General features: G+C 39.5%; 16 protein-coding genes, 1 riboswitch and 1 other annotated feature. Of the genes, 15 read left to right on the forward strand and 1 reads right to left on the reverse strand.

Features of this window, described 5'->3' with window-relative positions; all coding sequences use genetic code 11:
• Positions 1 to 516: 516 nt before the first annotated feature.
• Positions 517 to 1,224, forward strand: a complete 708-nt coding sequence (locus ACIQ7N_RS13300; RefSeq protein ID WP_402932774.1) for a DNA alkylation repair protein — start codon at positions 517 to 519, stop codon at positions 1,222 to 1,224.
• A gap of 202 nt (positions 1,225 to 1,426) precedes the next feature.
• On the opposite strand, the gene ACIQ7N_RS13305 is transcribed toward ACIQ7N_RS13300, so the two are convergent.
• Positions 1,427 to 1,861, reverse strand: coding sequence for a hypothetical protein (locus ACIQ7N_RS13305; RefSeq protein WP_402932776.1), 435 nt, complete (start codon positions 1,859 to 1,861; stop codon positions 1,427 to 1,429).
• A 494-nt stretch (positions 1,862 to 2,355) separates the two neighbouring features.
• Positions 2,356 to 2,579, forward strand: a binding site (T-box leader).
• 371 nt (positions 2,580 to 2,950) lie between these two features.
• On the opposite strand from ACIQ7N_RS13305, the gene ACIQ7N_RS13310 reads away from it, so the two are divergent.
• The 14 genes from ACIQ7N_RS13310 to ACIQ7N_RS13375 all read left to right on the forward strand — a co-directional run bounded on the left by ACIQ7N_RS13310 (position 2,951) and on the right by ACIQ7N_RS13375 (position 17,578).
• A complete protein-coding gene (locus ACIQ7N_RS13310; RefSeq protein WP_402932778.1) occupies positions 2,951 to 4,288 on the forward strand; it encodes a sodium-dependent transporter in 1,338 nt (445 codons plus the stop codon).
• A 1,090-nt stretch (positions 4,289 to 5,378) separates the two neighbouring features.
• Positions 5,379 to 6,737: an aspartate kinase gene (locus tag ACIQ7N_RS13315; protein ID WP_248718906.1), complete on the forward strand. Its 1,359-nt coding sequence runs from the start codon at positions 5,379 to 5,381 to the stop codon at positions 6,735 to 6,737.
• A 281-nt stretch (positions 6,738 to 7,018) separates the two neighbouring features.
• Entirely contained in the window at positions 7,019 to 7,201 is a 183-nt protein-coding gene (locus ACIQ7N_RS13320) for a hypothetical protein (protein WP_132358490.1), read from the forward strand.
• A gap of 216 nt (positions 7,202 to 7,417) precedes the next feature.
• Positions 7,418 to 8,101 carry an adenosylcobinamide amidohydrolase gene (locus tag ACIQ7N_RS13325; RefSeq protein WP_402932780.1) on the forward strand — a complete coding sequence of 228 codons (684 nt, stop codon included), beginning with the start codon at positions 7,418 to 7,420 and terminating at the stop codon, positions 8,099 to 8,101.
• On the forward strand, positions 8,098 to 9,054 hold the full coding sequence (cbiB, locus tag ACIQ7N_RS13330) for an adenosylcobinamide-phosphate synthase CbiB (protein ID WP_402932781.1): 957 nt from the start codon (positions 8,098 to 8,100) through the stop codon (positions 9,052 to 9,054). Before ACIQ7N_RS13325 ends, cbiB begins: the two co-directional genes overlap by 4 nt.
• A complete protein-coding gene (locus ACIQ7N_RS13335; RefSeq protein WP_402932784.1) occupies positions 9,041 to 10,240 on the forward strand; it encodes a pyridoxal phosphate-dependent aminotransferase in 1,200 nt (399 codons plus the stop codon). The genes cbiB and ACIQ7N_RS13335 overlap by 14 nt, the downstream gene beginning before the upstream one ends.
• Positions 10,241 to 10,598: 358 nt before the next feature.
• Positions 10,599 to 11,216, forward strand: a complete 618-nt coding sequence (locus ACIQ7N_RS13340; RefSeq protein ID WP_132358482.1) for a histidine phosphatase family protein — start codon at positions 10,599 to 10,601, stop codon at positions 11,214 to 11,216.
• Between the two features lie 2 nt (positions 11,217 to 11,218).
• On the forward strand, positions 11,219 to 11,794 hold the full coding sequence (locus tag ACIQ7N_RS13345) for a bifunctional adenosylcobinamide kinase/adenosylcobinamide-phosphate guanylyltransferase (RefSeq protein ID WP_402932787.1): 576 nt from the start codon (positions 11,219 to 11,221) through the stop codon (positions 11,792 to 11,794).
• Positions 11,795 to 11,834: 40 nt separating this feature from the next.
• The gene (gene cobS, locus ACIQ7N_RS13350; RefSeq protein ID WP_402932789.1) at positions 11,835 to 12,611 is read left to right on the forward strand and encodes an adenosylcobinamide-GDP ribazoletransferase; all 777 of its coding nucleotides are present in this window, start codon (positions 11,835 to 11,837) and stop codon (positions 12,609 to 12,611) included.
• Positions 12,584 to 13,183: a histidine phosphatase family protein gene (locus tag ACIQ7N_RS13355; protein ID WP_402932791.1), complete on the forward strand. Its 600-nt coding sequence runs from the start codon at positions 12,584 to 12,586 to the stop codon at positions 13,181 to 13,183. The genes cobS and ACIQ7N_RS13355 overlap by 28 nt, the downstream gene beginning before the upstream one ends.
• On the forward strand, positions 13,132 to 13,524 hold the full coding sequence (locus ACIQ7N_RS13360; RefSeq protein ID WP_402932793.1) for a bifunctional adenosylcobinamide kinase/adenosylcobinamide-phosphate guanylyltransferase: 393 nt from the start codon (positions 13,132 to 13,134) through the stop codon (positions 13,522 to 13,524). Before ACIQ7N_RS13355 ends, ACIQ7N_RS13360 begins: the two co-directional genes overlap by 52 nt.
• Before the next feature lie 206 nt (positions 13,525 to 13,730).
• Positions 13,731 to 14,225, forward strand: a complete 495-nt coding sequence (locus ACIQ7N_RS13365; protein ID WP_402932795.1) for an ECF transporter S component — start codon at positions 13,731 to 13,733, stop codon at positions 14,223 to 14,225.
• Positions 14,222 to 14,905, forward strand: coding sequence for a hypothetical protein (locus ACIQ7N_RS13370; RefSeq protein ID WP_402932796.1), 684 nt, complete (start codon positions 14,222 to 14,224; stop codon positions 14,903 to 14,905). Before ACIQ7N_RS13365 ends, ACIQ7N_RS13370 begins: the two co-directional genes overlap by 4 nt.
• Positions 14,906 to 15,015: 110 nt before the next feature.
• Positions 15,016 to 15,203: riboswitch (cobalamin riboswitch) on the forward strand.
• Positions 15,204 to 15,364: 161 nt separating this feature from the next.
• On the forward strand, positions 15,365 to 17,578 hold the full coding sequence (locus ACIQ7N_RS13375) for a ribonucleoside-diphosphate reductase subunit alpha (protein ID WP_402932798.1): 2,214 nt from the start codon (positions 15,365 to 15,367) through the stop codon (positions 17,576 to 17,578).
• Positions 17,579 to 17,585: the final 7 nt, after the last annotated feature.

Below are 17,585 nucleotides of genomic sequence, written 5' to 3' on the forward strand. Positions count from 1 at the left end.
GAAATAATAAAAAATAGACATTTCAGTTCAGTAATCCTGCTGCTTATTCATTTTGTTGTGCTTGATTGCTAAATATAATGTGAAACTAATCGCACTAAACATTATCATAGAAAAAATAAGTGAAAACGTTGCTTTATAGTAAATAGAAGTAAGCAATATGACGAGAGAACTCATAATGATGACAACACGTAATAATATATCTGTTTTTTCACTTGGATTAAAAAAATCTTGAATAATAGTAAATAAATAAGACAAACCGAAAAATATCAAGTATTCATAAAAAAAAACTGGCTTTACATAATCGGGAATTCCAAAATAAATTATTTCAAATATAAAAATGAGTAACACTATGTATTTTGAATATTTGTTAAAAAAGTTTACCAAAGTACCACCCCTTATCATTGAAATTATTGTAAAAAATAATGAAAGCATTTTAGTTTTCGATCATTAATTGTTTATAGGATAATGATTATGGCAAAATCTTAGAGGGAATACTCCAAAAAGGAAGTGCGATAAATGAATCTAGAAATGGTAATGCAGGAGCTTGAGGCTCTTGGCAAGGAACGAACTAAAAAAATGTATTTGTCCAATGGTGCGCACGAGCCGCTTTTTGGCGTGGCAACAGGTGCAATGAAGCCAATAGCTAAAAAAATAAAAATAAATCAACCGTTAGCTGAAGAACTGTATGCTACAGGGAATTACGATGCAATGTACTTTGCAGGCATTATTACAGATCCAAAGGCGATGTCTATGTCAGATTTTGATCGGTGGATGGATTCAGCATATTTTTATATGTTATCGGATTATGTGGTTGCAGTAACTTTAGCAGAAGCAGATATTGCACAAGAAGTTGCTGACAAATGGATCGCAAGCGGTGAAGAGCTGAGAATGTCAGCAGGCTGGAGTTGCTACTGTTGGCTTTTAGGGAATCGCTCAGACGATGAATTTTCCGAGAGTAAAATTGCCAACATGATTGAAATTGTGAAAAATAACATTCACGAATCGCCAGAACGAACGAAATCTGCTATGAATAATTTTCTATACACTGTTGGGCTTTCATATTTACCGCTCCATGAAAAGGCTGTCGAAATTGCAAAGGAAGTAGGTCCAGTAGAAGTTAGACGGGATAATAAAAAAAGTAGTATCCTACACGCTTATGAAAGTATTCAAAAGGACGTAGATAAAGGAAGACTTGGTTTCAAACGAAAATATGTAAGATGTTAAATAATAGCCGGTGCAATCAATATTCGAATGAAGTTGATCTATATTTTTAGAACCGCTTAGAACATCTGTATGTAAATACGGGAAGTTTAGTATCAAGGGATTTTATTAGAGGGATGAGAGAAGAGTTGGCGAATAGATTACGAAAAATTAATAAGAATCGCCAGAGCGACGGAAGAATCTGCCGAATTGACGGAAAGAATTGTCAGAGCGACGGATGGAACGATCGTAACGACGGAAAGAATGGCCAACGACGGAAGAACCCGCCGAAGTGACGGAAAGAATCGCCAAAGCGACGGAAAGAATCGCAAACATCGCTGATAGAACCGCGAACATCGCTGATAGAATCGCGAACATCGCTAAACATCGCTGATAGAATCGCAAACATCGCTGATAGAACCGCAAACATCGCTGATAGAACCGCAAACATCGCTGATAGAACCGCAAACATCGCTGATAGAATCGCGAACATCGCTGATAGAATCGCGAACATCGCTGATAGAATCGCGAACATCGCTGATAGAATCGCGAACATCGCTGATAGAATCGCAAACATCGCTGATAGAACCGCAAACATCGCTGATAGAATCGCGAACATCACTGATAGAATCGCAAACATCGCTGATAAAACCGCGAACATCGCTGATAGAATCGCGAAAAAGCTTGTTAGAATCGAAACTTTATGGTTTAGCGGCGTTCTTTGCTTGGTAGGCAGCGCAATTCTATGGTTTAGCGGCGTTCTTTGTGTGGTTGGCGGCGAAACTCAAAGTTTTAGCGGCGAATTCCAACGTAAGCTGTAAAAATTTTAAAAAACTAAAATCAAGGTTGAAAAACTTTGTATAGAATTTTACACAATATTAAGGACTTGACACTTGGAACGATCGAAACGACGGAAAGAATCGCCAGAGCGACGGAAGGAACGATCGAAACGAAGGAAAGAACGGCCAACGACGGAAGAACCCGCCGAAGTGACGGAAAGAATCGTCAGAGCGACAGAAGGAACGATCGAAACGAAGGAAAGAATCGCCAGAGCGACGGAAGAACCCGCCGAAGTGACGGATGGAATCTTCGAAATGACTTGACGCCAGTATTTAATGTGTGATAAAAATGATAGTATCAATTCGGAAAATTAATATTTGGGCAATGATAGGATTAAGTAGTGAAAATCTCCCTATTTCAGAGAACTGATGGTTGGTGCGAATCAGTATATAGATTATCATGAATTTCGACCTGGAGCATCTTTCATAAATCACAAATTGTGAGGAAGTGGAAGACGGTAGTGAATACCGTTATCAAATAAAGTGGTGAAGAATTTTTTTCACAACTAGGGTGGTACCGCGATATATATCGTCCCTACGTATTTACGTAGGGACGTTTTTTTTAAGGTCTTCCTCTTGTTGTATTTTCATAACTAGGGTGGTACCGCGATATTTAATCGTCCCTACGTATTAACGTAGGGACGTTTTTTATTAAGGCTTTACTCTTGTTATATCTTCATAACTAGGGTGGTACCGCGATATTTAATCGTCCCTACGTATTTGCGTAGGGACCTTTTTTATTAAGGTTTTGTTCTTGTTGTATCTTCATAACTAGGGTAGTATCGTGATTTTTTTATTATCCCTACGTTGTCGTTGAGGCGATTTTTATTTGAAAGGACTTACGATAGACCAATATGAATAAGGACCGAATTGTAATAAAAAAGAAATAGAAAAAGAGAGGAGATTAAGAGATGGAATCGCAGCAATGGACATCGAAATTAGGTTTCATTTTAGCAGCAGCAGGCTCGGCAATCGGTCTTGGCGCAATTTGGAAGTTCCCGTATATGGCCGGTATTGGAGGTGGCGGTGCGTTCTTCCTTATTTTCATCGGTTTTACTTTATTAATTGGTTTACCATTATTATTGGCGGAATTTGTAGTTGGAAGAAGTACGCAAAAAGAGGCTGTTGATGCATATAGAAATATTGCTCCTAAGACGCTATGGCCGTGGGTCGGTAAATTAGGAATTGTAACATGTTTCATATTACTTTCATTCTACAGTGTTGTAGGAGGATGGATTTTATTATATTTATGGAATGCAATTACAGGTAGACTATGGGAAGGAAATGGCGCGTACGAAGCCACTTTTAATGATATCATTTCCAATCCATTTTTAGCGGTTGGGTCACAGCTATTATTTATCCTTATTACTATATTTATCGTTAGTAAAGGAGTGCAAAATGGTGTTGAAAAAGTAAATAAATATTTCATGCCAGCACTATTTGTTTTATTCTTTGTCTTAATTATTCGCGCTCTTACATTAGATGGAGCTGGAGAAGGGGTTCGCTTCTTCTTACAGCCTGATTTCTCAAATGTAACATCTGAAATTATTTTATATGCGATGGGGCAATCGTTCTTCTCGTTATCTGTCGGTGTTGGAGTAATGGTTACGTATAGCTCATACTTACCGAAAGAAGAAAGTTTACCGCGTTCCGCATTTTCTATCGTCGGTTTAACGCTTGTGATTACATTGCTTGCAGGGCTTGCTATTTTCCCTGTAGTTTTCGCATTTGGAATGGAACCATCACAAGGACCAGGTCTATTATTTATTGTCTTGCCAGCGATTTTTAGTAAAATGGCATTCGGAAAATTTTTCTTCATTATTTTCTTATTACTATTTTTCTTTGCAACTATAACATCAGCCATTTCCATGTTGGAAATTAGCGTTGCCTCTTTAACGACAAAAGGTAAGGGGAAACGTGAAAAAATGGCATTGATGGTCGGATTACTAATCTTTGTTGTAGGGATTCCATCGGCGCTATCATTTGGCGTATTAAGCGATGTGCAATTGTTTGGAAAAACAGTCTTTGATTTAGCAGACTTTGCAGTAAGTAATGTTCTTATGCCACTCGGTGTACTATTAGTGGCGATCTTCGTACCGTTTAAAATGAAGAAAGATGTGTTAATGCAAGAACTGGGTGTAAGTAAAAATAAAGGCTATAAATTATTTGTATTATGGTTATTCTTACTTCGCTATATAGCACCAATTGCAATTATTATCGTATTTTTAAATGTAATTGGATTGATTTAACATACAATACAAAAGGCCCTAGCATAACGTTATGTTAGGGCTTTTCGCTATAAAATAATCTGCTTTGTCATTCGTGTAGTTTTACAAAGTAAACGAAAATACTTTGTTTCTTCCCTTTCCAAGAAAAAAATGATTGGGTCCCTCTAAAAACTGCTCTGGTTCTTATCAAGCCAGCCCTCCATAGAATAAAGCTGAAACCAACGCAAATCAAAGCAATACCCACCTAAAACAGATAAAAAATCCAAAAAAGAATTACTTGACATCATTCGAAATAGCACAAACATCACAAGTTTTTCTGCATATCATAATGGGGAAAGCGTTTTCTTCAATTAATATAGAAGAAAGACACTACAATTTAACTTCTTTCAGTATTCATCGCCCACCCTATAGTTGGTAGGGAGAATGTGGTTTAAGTCACTTTTTCATCGGGTGTCGAAGAAAGAAGTTAAAGCCTCCGGTGTATTACGGAGTCGGTAAGGCGTTTTTTGTGCGTCACAAACCAATTCCGAACACAATTATGCCGAGGCATAAGTTTACTGAAAAACACTTGCTAATTTAACTATGTACAACTAGTTCTTGCATGGTGTACTTTTCGTTATTTGGTTTTATTACGACTCTAAGTTTGAGGGGCATGAAACCTTGATTGGCTAATTATCTTGGGATTGTCATGTCCTGAAGAGCTTCGGCTTGTAGTTTGTTGTAATAAAGACCCACATTCTGCTGTTGAATTGATACATCTTATCTTTACACAAGCAAATACTACCACATTTATTTTCGAAAAGACCGTGGTTTGATTTGTTATGCTAGACCTAACGTTGAAAAATTCTGTAAATTTGATGATTTCAGCTAGTTCAGACGAATATTTGTACGATTATAGGAATTTTATGAAAAAAATTTGTAAAAACCTTAACTATTTCCTACGAAATCCGTATAATAAATCAAACAGTGTGAAAATTGTCCATTTTCTTTCGATTAATTGCGTGAATTTTTTAAATTGTATTGACGTGGGGAACGATAATTTGTACACTGTGTACATTCAATTGTTTTTTGGAGGAATACACTTAATTTAAAAAGTTAGGATTTGATGGTTATGATCGTATGTAAATTTGGTGGAACATCTGTAGCAAGCGCAGAGCAAATTCAAAAAGTAGCAAACATTGTAAAATCTAATCCGGCACGTAAAATCGTAGCCGTTTCTGCACCTGGGAAGCGTTCTGGTGACGATATAAAGGTAACTGACTTATTAATTAACCTAGCAATGGCAGCATTAAAAAATGAAGAAATTGAAGAAAAATTACAAATCGTTGTCAATCGCTTTATGGCGATTGCGGATGGTTTGGAATTAGATCATACAATTTGTGACGTGATCGCTGAAGATTTACGTGAACGTGTACAAGGTGATAAATCGAATAAGGAATTATTTATCGATAGCATCAAAGCGGCAGGGGAAGACAATAACGCGAAGCTAATCGCTGCTTATTTTAATTCAATCGGTTTGCCGGCACGCTACGTAAGTCCAAAAGACGGTTTGGTCGTCAATGATTTACCTGAACGAACGTATGCTTTACCAGAGGCTTATGTAAATTTAGCCCCCCTAAAATATACCAAGGAAATTATTGTATTCCCAGGTTTCTTTGGTTACACTAAAGCTGGCATACTACGTACATTTGATCGTGGTGGCTCAGATATTACAGGCTCTATTTTGGCAGCTGCTGTTGAAGCAGAGCTCTATGAAAACTTTACGGATGTGGACTGTGTGTTCTCCGCGAATCCGAAAGTTGTGAATGATCCAGTGGAAATTAAAGAAATTACGTATCGCGAAATGCGCGAATTATCCTATGCAGGCTTTTCGGTTTTCCATGATGAAGCGTTGATGCCTGTGTACAAGATTGGGGTGCCAGTTAACATAAAAAATACAAATAATCCATCAGCTCCGGGTACTCGTATTGTCCCAAGACGCTCTGTAACAGGACGTCCGGTTACAGGTATCTCGGCAGACAGTGGCTTTTCAACTTTATATGTGTCGAAATATTTGATGAATAGGGAAGTAGGCTTTGGCCGTAAGCTTCTACAAATTTTAGAAGATGAAAATATTTCATATGAACACACACCTTCTGGTTTGGACGATATTTCTGTCATTATGCGTTCAAATCAAATTACACTTGAAAATGAAGAAAGAATTTTAGCTCGTGTAAAAAATGAGTTGAATGCAGATGATGTGCAAATGCGTCATGGGTTTTCTATGATTGTTATTGTAGGCGAAGGCATGCGAAATAACACGGGTCTAGCGGCACGTGCTGCAACTGCAATTTCAAAAACAGGTGCAAATATAGAGATGATTAATCAAGGCTCATCTGAAGTTAGTCTAGTATTCGGTGTACTACAAGAATATGAAAATCAAATTTTACAAGCACTTTATGGGGAATTTTTTGCACATGTGAGAGTATAAGGGACAAAAGTGTGACTTAATCAGTGGGGGTTCTTCAGCCCCACTGTAACGGGCAGCTAATGTTCTACCTAACTTTTTGCTTTCGCTAAAGTTTTGGGTGGAGTCTTGTACTTGCCGCTGCGCTTTCGGTACAGACGATGTACCTGTCGCTGTGCTTTCGGTACAGATCAATTACTGCCCGTAAATGTGTTGTAAACGCTAATCCTTAAACTGGATTAGTGTTTTCTTTTTGACGGGAATACGGTAAAATCAAGGGCGTACATTGATTGGAGGTCTTTCTGTTGAAAAAATTATCAATTGGTATGTTGCTATCAATGATTGGTATACTATTTGTTTGTTTAACAATCATGGATATTTTACCGTCTTCGACAAAAACAATGAAAATTGTTTATATCGGTATTGGCTGGGTGTTTATCATTGCGGGATCAATTATTCGTTTTAAAACTTTAAAACAAAGGCAATAGCGGAATATCTCAAAATAGAATTGTGATAAAATGTGGATTTGTGATACAATTTCAAAAAAATAAATAATTCGAGTATTATGAAGTTGTGATCTGTACGCAAATTCAAAAGGTTTATATTTGAGATAGGTTTTTAATTTAAGACTAAACAGTACAAATTCTTCTTTGTAGGAATTTGTTTTTTTATTTTTTGTTATACATTGAATAGGGGGCGAGATAATGCCAGTACTACGTAAGGAAGATATTCATATTTCCGACCATTATGTTGCCATCCAAACAGATTCACCAATGAAGGTCGTATCCTCTGCAGTACATAATCCTGGCTTTGGCTTTTATACACATTTGATGAATCGTTCAGTGCCTTATACGTATGATGAACGTAAACCACAGTTAGAATTACAACGGTTTTTGCAGTCTGAAGGCTTTCCGATTGACAATACAGTTGCGATGATGACGGCTGTCTATGCCCGATATGCGACAATTCGTGAGTTTACATATGAAGGAATTCATCTTGTCATAATGATTACGGCAGGTCTTGGTAATGCCGTCGATATTACACGTGCCTTTCATCGTCAGGAGCAGTATCATGCTGGGACTATTAATACGTGGGTACTGATAAATGGAAGATTGTCGGATGAAGCTTTATTTCAGGCAATGATTTCTACGACAGAGGCTAAGGTCAAAGCACTTATTGATGAGGGGATAACTGATCCAATAACGGGTACACAAGCTACAGGTACCTCAACGGATAGTTTGTTAATTGCTTCAACAGAGGAAGGCGATTACCATCAATATGCTGGACCGATTACGATGCTAGGAAAGGTCATTGGCCATGGTGTTTATGAAACGATGCGTGAGGCTATTCAAAAATATAAAAAAGACAAAGAGGAGAATCCTTTATGATGGCACTAGTGATTGCCTGTATCATTGGGCTTGTTTTTGATTTAATCGTGGGTGATCCTCCTAAAATGCCTCATCCAGTTCGCTGGATTGGGAAGCTTATTCAATCTCAAACAGAATTATGGAATAAAGGAAGAATGAGAAAGTTCCGTGGCATGGTGATGTCACTCGCTGTAGTAGGCACAACGATGTTTGTTGTAACGGCCATTATGCTATTAAGCTATCATGTTAGCCCACTATTTGGCATATTGGTTGAGGGATTATTAATTGGGATTGGACTCGCACAGCGTAGCTTGAAGGAAGCGGCGATGGCAGTTTATGAACCGCTTGTTAAAGGCGATTTTGCTGAAGCTCGTGTCAAGCTTTCTTGGATTGTCGGACGTGACACGGAGAAGTTAGACGAAGATGAGATTGTACGAGGCGTTGTTGAGACGGTCTCAGAAAATACGAGTGATGGTGTAACCGCACCACTATTTTATGCCTTTTTATTTGGTGCAATCGGGTTATGGGGCTATAAGGCCATTAATACGTTAGACTCTATGATTGGCTATAAAAACGATCAATATAAAGATTTTGGTATGTTTGCTGCAAAGCTAGACGATGTACTAAATTTTATTCCAAGTCGATTAACAGGTCTACTGATGGTGCTAGGTACAAAAAATGAAACGAATGTATCTCTGGGTAAGCGCTTAAAACGTTGGGCACAGGATGCGAAAAAGCATCCAAGTCCTAATAGTGGTTATTTAGAAGCAGCTACAGCTGTTCAATTAGGGGTACAGCTTGGTGGAAAAAATACATATAAGGGTGTCGTTTCTTATCGAGAAATAATGGGCGAGAAATTAGTTCCATTAACTAAAGAGCATATTGCAACGTCTGTTACTCATATGCGTACCGCGACCTTGCTCTTTACGCTTGTTATGTTAACAGTGGAGGTGTTAATTTTTGCAATTACCTAATCACGGAGCAAATCCGCAAAATGTTTATCATCAGCTAGGACTTAATATGCCCGAAGAGGTGTATGATTTTAGCGAAAATGTTAATTCGGCAGGGCCACCCCTGTTTGTTGAGGCGCGTTGGCGGACATTTTATCCGCTCATTCAACGTTATCCAGATCCGGACGGTGAGCCGTTTTTATCAAAGGTGGCAGCTTTTCATGGTGTTCAGAAAGATTCTGTATTACTAGGTAACGGTGCATCCGAGCTTTTTAGTGTTCTAGTTAGACGCTACGCTAATAAGCGTGTTATTATCGTACATCCAACTTTTTCAGAATATGAACGAACATTACGAGCAGTAGGCGCTGAAATTGTGCCTGTCATTGTTGAGGATATTGTCCATTACACATTGCCGATGGAGCATCTGAAGCGTGAAATGGCGAATGCAGACGCATTATATATTTGTACACCGAACAATCCGACGGGGGTGCTTCCTAAGAAAGAGGAGCTTCTCGAATTAATCGCTCACGGTACAAAGGTCAATTGTGAGCTGGTTTTTGATGAGGCATTTATTGATTGGGTAGATGAGGCCTGTTCTTTGATCCAATATGTGGCGGAAAATCCTCATTTAATCATCGTTCGTTCGATGACCAAAATGTATGCGATTCCAGGATTACGTCTAGGCTATTTAGTGGCGAGCCCAATAGTTGTTGCTGATCTAAAGTCTATCCTACCGCATTGGAACTTAAATGCTTTTGCCCTTGTGATAGGCACTGGCTGTTTAGATGAACACGAATATTGTGAGCAAGCTATTGCCTATGCTAAAAATCAACGGGAATCACTACAGAGCTATTTACAAGAACATGGTTGTCAGGTGACAAATAGTGTAACAAATTTTGTATGTTTTACATTACCGAAAAATCAGCAAGCGGATACATTTTTTACATACTGTTTATCAAAGGGCGTCGTCCTGCGCCATACAAAAAACTTTATGGGCTTAAATGGTGAATGGTTCCGAATTGGCATTAAAGATATTGCGGCTATGACGTATTTACAAAATTGTTTGCAGGCGTGGTTTAACTTCTTTCAGCAGAAATCTCCTTCTTCTATAGGTGGTGAAATGAATAAGGTTTTAAGTCTCCTTTCTGCGGATGTCCAATCATCTGTACCTGACGTTAGGCTTTCGGTACAAAAAAATCCGCTGAAATAAAGGCACTCAGTCTAAGAATGCCACGCCATGTGGCAATGACTGAGTAACCAACCTCGTATTGGCCTAAAGCCTCCGGGGTGTGTCACGAAATCGGAAAGGTGTGCATAGGGGATGTTAGCCTAAAATCATCACATCCATGATAACGGCTAACTGCCCTGCAACGGTGTGGCTGCCGCTACGTTAGCACTGCGCTTTCGTACAAAAAGACATCTGTTGCTGCCGCTGCGCTTTCGCACAAAAGACATCTGCAGCTGCCGCTACGTTTTCGCGCAAAAAATATATGCAGGTCCAAGCACAAAGCCGATTCCGGACACAATTATGCAAGGGCACAATTGATTGCAAATTAGGGGTGAGAAAGTTGACAACTTTTTATTTAATAAGACATGGCGAAACGATGTGGAATAAAGAGCATCGACTACAGGGATGGTTAGATTCGCCATTATCCGAGGATGGTATTTTACATGCAGAAAAACTTCGAGATCATTTGAAAAAATGCTCTTTTGCAGCGGCATATAGTAGTTCAAGTGGCCGTGCTAAGGAAACGCTGCATATTCTTCTAGATAATCGCCAGCTTCCAATCTATTATGAGGATAATTTACGGGAAATTTTTTTAGGCGATTGGCAAGGGAAAACAGTCGAGGACATTATGACTACACATCGCCTTGATTATGAATTATATACCGATTATCCAGGACAATTCGTCGCAACCCATACGGAAAGCTTTGGTACGGTAACAGAACGAGCCCTATTTACGTTATCGAAAATTGCAGAACAATATCCCGAGAATAATGTTTTAATTGTGTCCCATGCTGTAACGATTAAATGCGTCATAAACGCCATTTTAGGGCGAAGCATCAATCAGCTATGGGCAGAACCATTTATAAATGGTACAAGTGTCACGATTATTGAGAAAGTCGAGCAACAATGGCTCGTAAAAGATATCGGGAACATTCAACATTTACAACAGGAGGCTTAACGATGCCACTAATTTTCATTACAGGGGGGGTACGTAGTGGTAAATCCCACTTTGCTGAAAAAGCGGCTGTTACTCACTATCAAACAGAATTTAACCAAGCACGACGACTTATTTATATTGCTTCTGGAGTAGCGTTGGACGATGAGATGGAGAAGCGAATAGTACGTCATCAAACAGATAGACAAGCACAAAATATGGAATGGTTGACGATAGAAGCACCTTATGACATGGCAAAAACATTGCATAAACTGACTGATGGAGATGTTGTGTTATGGGACTGTGTTACAACATGGCTGACAAATGCTTTTTACGAGGGTTTTGACACGGGAACTCCCTGTGTGGAACAACCTTGCTGTTTAGAGCAAAAGCTTGATGTTTTAAAAAGAGCGGTAGAGACGTTACTTGAGAAAAGGGTGACGTTTTTTATCGTCTCAAACGAATTATTCGATGAGCCTCCATATTCTAGCGAGGAAGTAGAATTATACCGACAAACCCTTGGGAAATTACATCAATGGTTCGTTTCTATAGCGGATGAGGCGTATGAAATAAATTACGGTATCGTGAAGAAATGGAAATAATAAATAACGCTTTGAAAATAAAAAGAAAGAAGGCAAGACGATGAAAAATTTCTGGCATAGCATACAACTTGCGTTTCAATTTTTTACAGTTTTGCCGGTACATAAAGAAATTCCGTTAACAAAGGCAACTATTACCGGGATGTTCGCTTTTTTACCATGGATAGGGGCTCTCATGGGTACTACAGTGGCGGCGGTGATCTATTGTTTAACAGAATGGACGGCAAGCAGTGAAATTTTGCTTACTTTTGTGATTGTCGGATTATTTGCCTTATTTACGGGTGGTTTGCATTTAGATGGTTTTATTGATATGGGGGATGCTTATTTTTCGTATCGAGATCGTGAGAAGCGGCTAGAAATTTTAGATGATCCACGTGTTGGTGCATTTGGAGTACTATCTGTGCTATTTCTAGTGCTTGGCAAATTTGTGATACTGCATGAATTATTCGTACAGCATAAATTTGCACTATGGATGCCTGTAATTATTCCGTTATTAACAAGAGTAGGCATGAGCTTTTATTTTATGTCGCTCAAATGCTCGAAAGAAAAGGGGCTTGCCTACTTTTTTAAAACACATATTAAGCCGGGAATACTCATTACCTTTATGCTTATCACTTTAGTTGTGGCGTATAGTAGCTTGTTGTTTGTCTTAGGTTTCTCAATTGTTCCACTAGTGTTAATAGCTGTATTAGCAATCGCCTTTTTAGTGTTCCGGCAATTTACAATGCGCAACTTTGGTGGTGTTTCTGGAGATTTACTCGGTGCATCAATTGAAGGAATGGAGGTTGTACTGTGGGTGACGTTGTTATTGTTCACTTAATGAGACATGCCCCAACAAAGGAAAATTTGGAGAAGCGATATATCGGCTGGACAGATTCTTCATTAGCTGATGCATCTTTGCTGACTATAGTAGATTCAGAAGTCACGAAGGTGTATGGTAGTGATTTGCTGCGCTGTAGGGAAACCGCTGCCCATTATTTTCCGAATGCAACATATGTGTCTGATAAAAGATTTCGAGAGTCGAACTTCGGTGCATTTGAAGGACGAACATATGAGGACTTGAAAACAGATAGTCGCTATTGTGCATGGTTAGATGACCCCGTACAGTCACCGCCTCCAAGGGGGGAAGGCTTTGATGCTTTTTGTGCGCGAGTCATTGAAGGGTTCACTGAGTTACCAAAAGGTGAGGATGTTTATCAGCTCGTTGTCCATGGCGGAGTTATTCGAGCACTTCTTGTAGAATTTGCACCGACTGAGCAAACTTTTTGGTCATATCAAACACCGCATGATAAAATGTTTTCTTTAACGTTTACAAGAAAGGCTTGGGAGGAGGGAGCGAGATGCATGTCTTTATCGGAGGCGCCTATAGTGGAAAAACCGACTATGTCATGAAATTGCTTGCAGGTCAAAAAGTTGAGCTAGTAGATGGCAATCTACCTGATGCCAGCCCAGCCTGTAATGTACTAATTATTAAAAACATAGAGAAATGGCTCGTGACACAAAATCTTGAGGATGATGAACCCCTTGTCAAAACCATTTTGACAAGATTAAAGACTCTTGAAAAAAATTGTGCAGTCTATATAATAGTGACCGATATGGGTCGTGGAGTTGTGCCAATGGAAAAACAGGCACGATTGTTGCGTGATACATGTGGGCGTTTGTACCAGGCATTATTCGCTGAAGCCGAACAAGTCGTACGCATTTGGTACGGTATCGGGGAACGAATCAAATAATATAGTTTTAAAAAAACTTATTAGGCTTTTCATTTGGGGATGAGATTTGCAAAGACGTATGTTTTGTAAATAAGTTGATCGGAGTGGAGGCTTGGCGCCCCCGGAAAGCGCTTTGCTCTGCGCGTCAGCGACCTAGCGTCCAACGGGAACGGAAATCGACCTACGTTATCATGACGAGCTAAATATAACAGGAAAGAGGAAATGGGATGGATCGACAAAGATTGATGAAATTGACGCTCACTGCCATGGTAGCGGCAATTTGTGCAGTTGGTGCAGTCATTAAAATTCCAACATTTATTTCAACTGCTGCGCTTGACTCTGCACCTGCATTGTTGAGCGTTGTATTTTTATCTCCAGTATTAGCAGGGGTTGCGGGAGTCATTGGGCATTTTATCTCAGCCTTAACTACTGGCTTTCCATATGGGCCACTACATATTATTATCGCAGTAGAAATGTTTATTGTTGTATGGGTCTTTGGGGTAATGCATAAAAAAGGAATGCATTTCTGGAAATGGCCTGTGGCACTTGTTTTCAATGGTGTTGTTGCACCTTTACCATTTTATTTTATCATTAGTCCTGCATTTTACTGGGCATCACTGACTAGTCTTCCATTGGCAACACTCATAAATCTAGTGATTGTTGCCATTGTGATGCCAATTCTCTCTAAAGTGTTTATGCGTAAGGAAGGTCGAGTCCATTGAGAAATGCAATACAAATAGGTCGGTTGATTGCAACATCTGATAATGCTGCAGCAATTGGTGAAAAACCACAAGATGTTGTGTCTGCTCCAGACAAATTAACGGCATACTTGACGGCGCGTGTTACTTTTATAGAGCAGCTTGCTGCAAATGCTTTACCAAGCCATATTATACTCGCTAATTTTTCAGGGGATGCTGCATGGGCTCGTTACGTTGCAGGCATTCAGCAGGTTTTTGCTGAGACGGGTCTTAATTGTCCACAAATAGATGGTAGTACAGAGTCCAATATGCCGACTCTACAATCAGGTTTGTCTATAACGATGCTAGGTGAGCAGCAAACACGCACAGCAACTGAGTATGAACAGCTTAGTTGGTACACCTATGGATTACCGCTTGTAGGCAATGAAATCCTTGCACAGCCTGAAGATGTGGCGCAGCTCCAACCTATTTTTGAGGCGTGGAAAGAGGGAATAGTGCAGCAAGTATGGCCAGTTGGATCAAAAGGTCTACAAGTCGAATTTACCCGACTTTTTGGCGAGCAACAGGTCAAAAGTTCGTTAGATATTGAGAAATCGGCTGGTCCATGTGCAGTAGTTTTGCTAGGAATTCAGCCAGAAAAAGAGCAGCTAGCACAAAAAAAATTTCCTAGAAATTTTGAAAAACTACGTAAAACTGCATTGTAATTGGGCTTGCTTCGAGAAAATGTAGCACTTTATAACGTGCAAGGGGCAAAACACCTATTGCAACAATAAACACAATATGTTAGATTTGTTTAGGAGTTAAAACACTATATATAGTATTTTGGACGAGCGGTACCAATATGGTTTAAAAGGGAATTCGGAAAAAGAGTCATCTTAGGCCGAAGCTGTCCCCGCAACTGTAAGTGCTGACAAATGATGAATTGGCCACTGTGAAGAACGGGAAGGTAATCATTTGGAGGAAGCACGAGCCAGGAGACCTGCCGATTTGTTCAAGACAGCAACACATTCTTCGGGGATTGAGAAGTGGAGGCGAGAGATTTGTTCACTTCTTTGTGTGCATGTCCTTCATTTCCATTTCCGATTTTACAGCGATCACGTAACCGATAAATGTTGCGTGATCGCTTTTTGTGTTGCTGGAGAAGGAAAGGGAGAGAATGTTACATGACAATTCAAATCGAACAACAAATTGCTAAGCTCAAGAAAAACTACACAGAGGATGAACTTGAAAGTTTTGTAAGATTATCAGATCGATGGCTACGAAAAAACGACAATGCGACATTTGAAGCATGGGCTGATGCGATGATTTTACAAACGCTTAGCCTTATTGATGAGGAAGAGCCATACTGGACATTTATCGCAGCTCAAATATATTTAGAAAAACTATATGATCAATTTGCAATGCGTCGTGGTGTCTCAGTGAAGGATGTTTATAAAGTTTTCCCAGAACATTTAGCACACTATACAGAAGCTGGATTGTATCATGAAAGTTTAACAACAAAATATAGTGAGCAGGAGCTTCAGGAACTCGCTTCGTACCTAGAATCAAGTCGAGATGAGTTGTTTACGTATATTGGTTTAAAAACATTAATGGACCGTTATGTAGTCCGTGATTACACGAAAACACCAGTGGAGCTTCCGCAGGAACGATGGATGGTTATTGCGATGACTCTGATGCAGGATGAAACAGAAAATCGTTTAGAAAAAGTCCGTGAATCTTATTGGGCAATGAGTAATTTATATATGACTGTTGCCACACCGACATTATCGAATGCGGGTAAAACACATGGACAGCTATCAAGCTGTTTTATCGATACAGTAGATGATAGTTTACAAAGCATTTATGACACGAATACAGATGTCGCAACATTATCGAAATACGGCGGTGGTATTGGTGTTTATATGGGTAAAATTCGTAGCCGAGGCTCATCTATTAAAGGTTTTAAAGGTGCATCAAGTGGCGTTTTACCATGGATTAAACAGCTTAATAATACGGCAGTATCAGTCGATCAGCTTGGACAACGACAAGGCGCTATTGCTGTCTATCTAGATGTTTGGCATAAAGATGTCTTTACGTTTTTAGATTTACGCTTAAACAATGGGGATGAACGTCTGCGTGCCCATGATATTTTCACAGGGCTATGCTTACCGGATATATTTATGGAAACTGTTGAAGCACGTGGGGAGTGGCACTTATTTGATCCACATGAAGTACGAGAGGTTATGGGCTACTCACTAGAGGATTTCTACGATGAGAAAAAGGGTGACGGTTCCTTCCGTACTAAATATGAAGAATGTATCGCAAATCCATTGTTAAGTCGTGAAGTCGTACCAGCTATTGATATTATGAAGCGTATTATGCGCTCACAGCTAGAAACAGGCGTACCATTTATGTTCTATCGTGATGAAGTCAATCGCATGAATCCGAATAAGCATGAAGGGATGATTTACAGTTCGAACCTGTGCACAGAAATCTTCCAGAATATGTCATCTACTGAATTCGAATCTATTACACTAGAAGATGATGTCATCGTAACACGTCGCAAGCCTGGAGATTTTGTTGTATGTAACTTATCATCTATTAATTTAGGCAGAGCAGTACCAGCCGGTGTTCTAGAACGATTAATCCCAGTGCAAGTACGTATGTTAGATAACGTTATTGCGCTAAATACAATTCCAGTAAAACAAGCAGAGCGTACGAACCTACGCTACCGTGGTATTGGGCTTGGCACATTTGGCTGGCACCATTTATTAGCTTTGAAAGAAATTCAATGGGAGTCAGAGGAAGCTGTAGAATTTGCGGACAAGCTATATGAAGAAATTGCGTATTTAACGATTCGTGCTTCTAACGATTTGGCATGCGAAAAAGGAGCTTACCCGTTATTTGCTGGCTCGGATTGGCATACGGGTGCGTATTTTGACAAACGTGGCTATGACAGTGAAAAATGGAACGCTTTACGCGCTGCGGTTGCTGAAAAAGGTATGCGTAACGGCTATGTAATGGCAGTTGCACCGAACTCTTCAACGTCCATTTTAGCGGGCAGTACGGCTACGATTGATCCAATCTTCCAAAAGAGTTATTCAGAGGAGAAGAAGGATTATAAAATTCCAGTAACAGTACCAGATTTATCCCCTGTAACGACTTGGTATTATAAATCTGCTTATTTCATCGATCAAAATTGGACAATCAAGCAAAATGCTGCACGAGCACGTCATATCGACCAAGGCATTTCACTTAATTTATATGTTCAAAATACGATTAAGGCGAAAGATTTACTAGCATTGCATATGAATGCTTGGGCGAGCGGTGTAAAAACGACTTATTATGTGCGCTCAACGTCTGTAGAATTGCTAGAATGTGAGTCTTGCGCGAGCTAGGAGGAAA

It is taken from the genome of Lysinibacillus sp. NPDC095746, assembly GCF_044763535.1.
Taxonomy (GTDB): Bacteria; Bacillota; Bacilli; order Bacillales_A; family Planococcaceae; genus Lysinibacillus.

Bases quoted from the DNA above. Each gene is read 5' to 3' on its own strand.
- ACIQ7N_RS13300 (WP_402932774.1), top strand. From the start codon at position 517: ATGAATCTAGAAATGGTAATGCAGGAGCTTGAGGCTCTTGGCAAGGAA.
- ACIQ7N_RS13305 (WP_402932776.1), bottom strand. From the start codon at position 1,861: ATGTTCGCGGTTTTATCAGCGATGTTTGCGATTCTATCAGTGATGTTC.
- ACIQ7N_RS13310 (WP_402932778.1), top strand. From the start codon at position 2,951: ATGGAATCGCAGCAATGGACATCGAAATTAGGTTTCATTTTAGCAGCA.
- ACIQ7N_RS13315 (WP_248718906.1), top strand. From the start codon at position 5,379: ATGATCGTATGTAAATTTGGTGGAACATCTGTAGCAAGCGCAGAGCAA.
- ACIQ7N_RS13325 (WP_402932780.1), top strand. From the start codon at position 7,418: ATGCCAGTACTACGTAAGGAAGATATTCATATTTCCGACCATTATGTT.
- cbiB (WP_402932781.1), top strand. From the start codon at position 8,098: ATGATGGCACTAGTGATTGCCTGTATCATTGGGCTTGTTTTTGATTTA.
- ACIQ7N_RS13345 (WP_402932787.1), top strand. From the start codon at position 11,219: ATGCCACTAATTTTCATTACAGGGGGGGTACGTAGTGGTAAATCCCAC.
- cobS (WP_402932789.1), top strand. From the start codon at position 11,835: ATGAAAAATTTCTGGCATAGCATACAACTTGCGTTTCAATTTTTTACA.
- ACIQ7N_RS13360 (WP_402932793.1), top strand. From the start codon at position 13,132: ATGCATGTCTTTATCGGAGGCGCCTATAGTGGAAAAACCGACTATGTC.
- ACIQ7N_RS13365 (WP_402932795.1), top strand. From the start codon at position 13,731: ATGGATCGACAAAGATTGATGAAATTGACGCTCACTGCCATGGTAGCG.
- ACIQ7N_RS13375 (WP_402932798.1), top strand. From the start codon at position 15,365: ATGACAATTCAAATCGAACAACAAATTGCTAAGCTCAAGAAAAACTAC.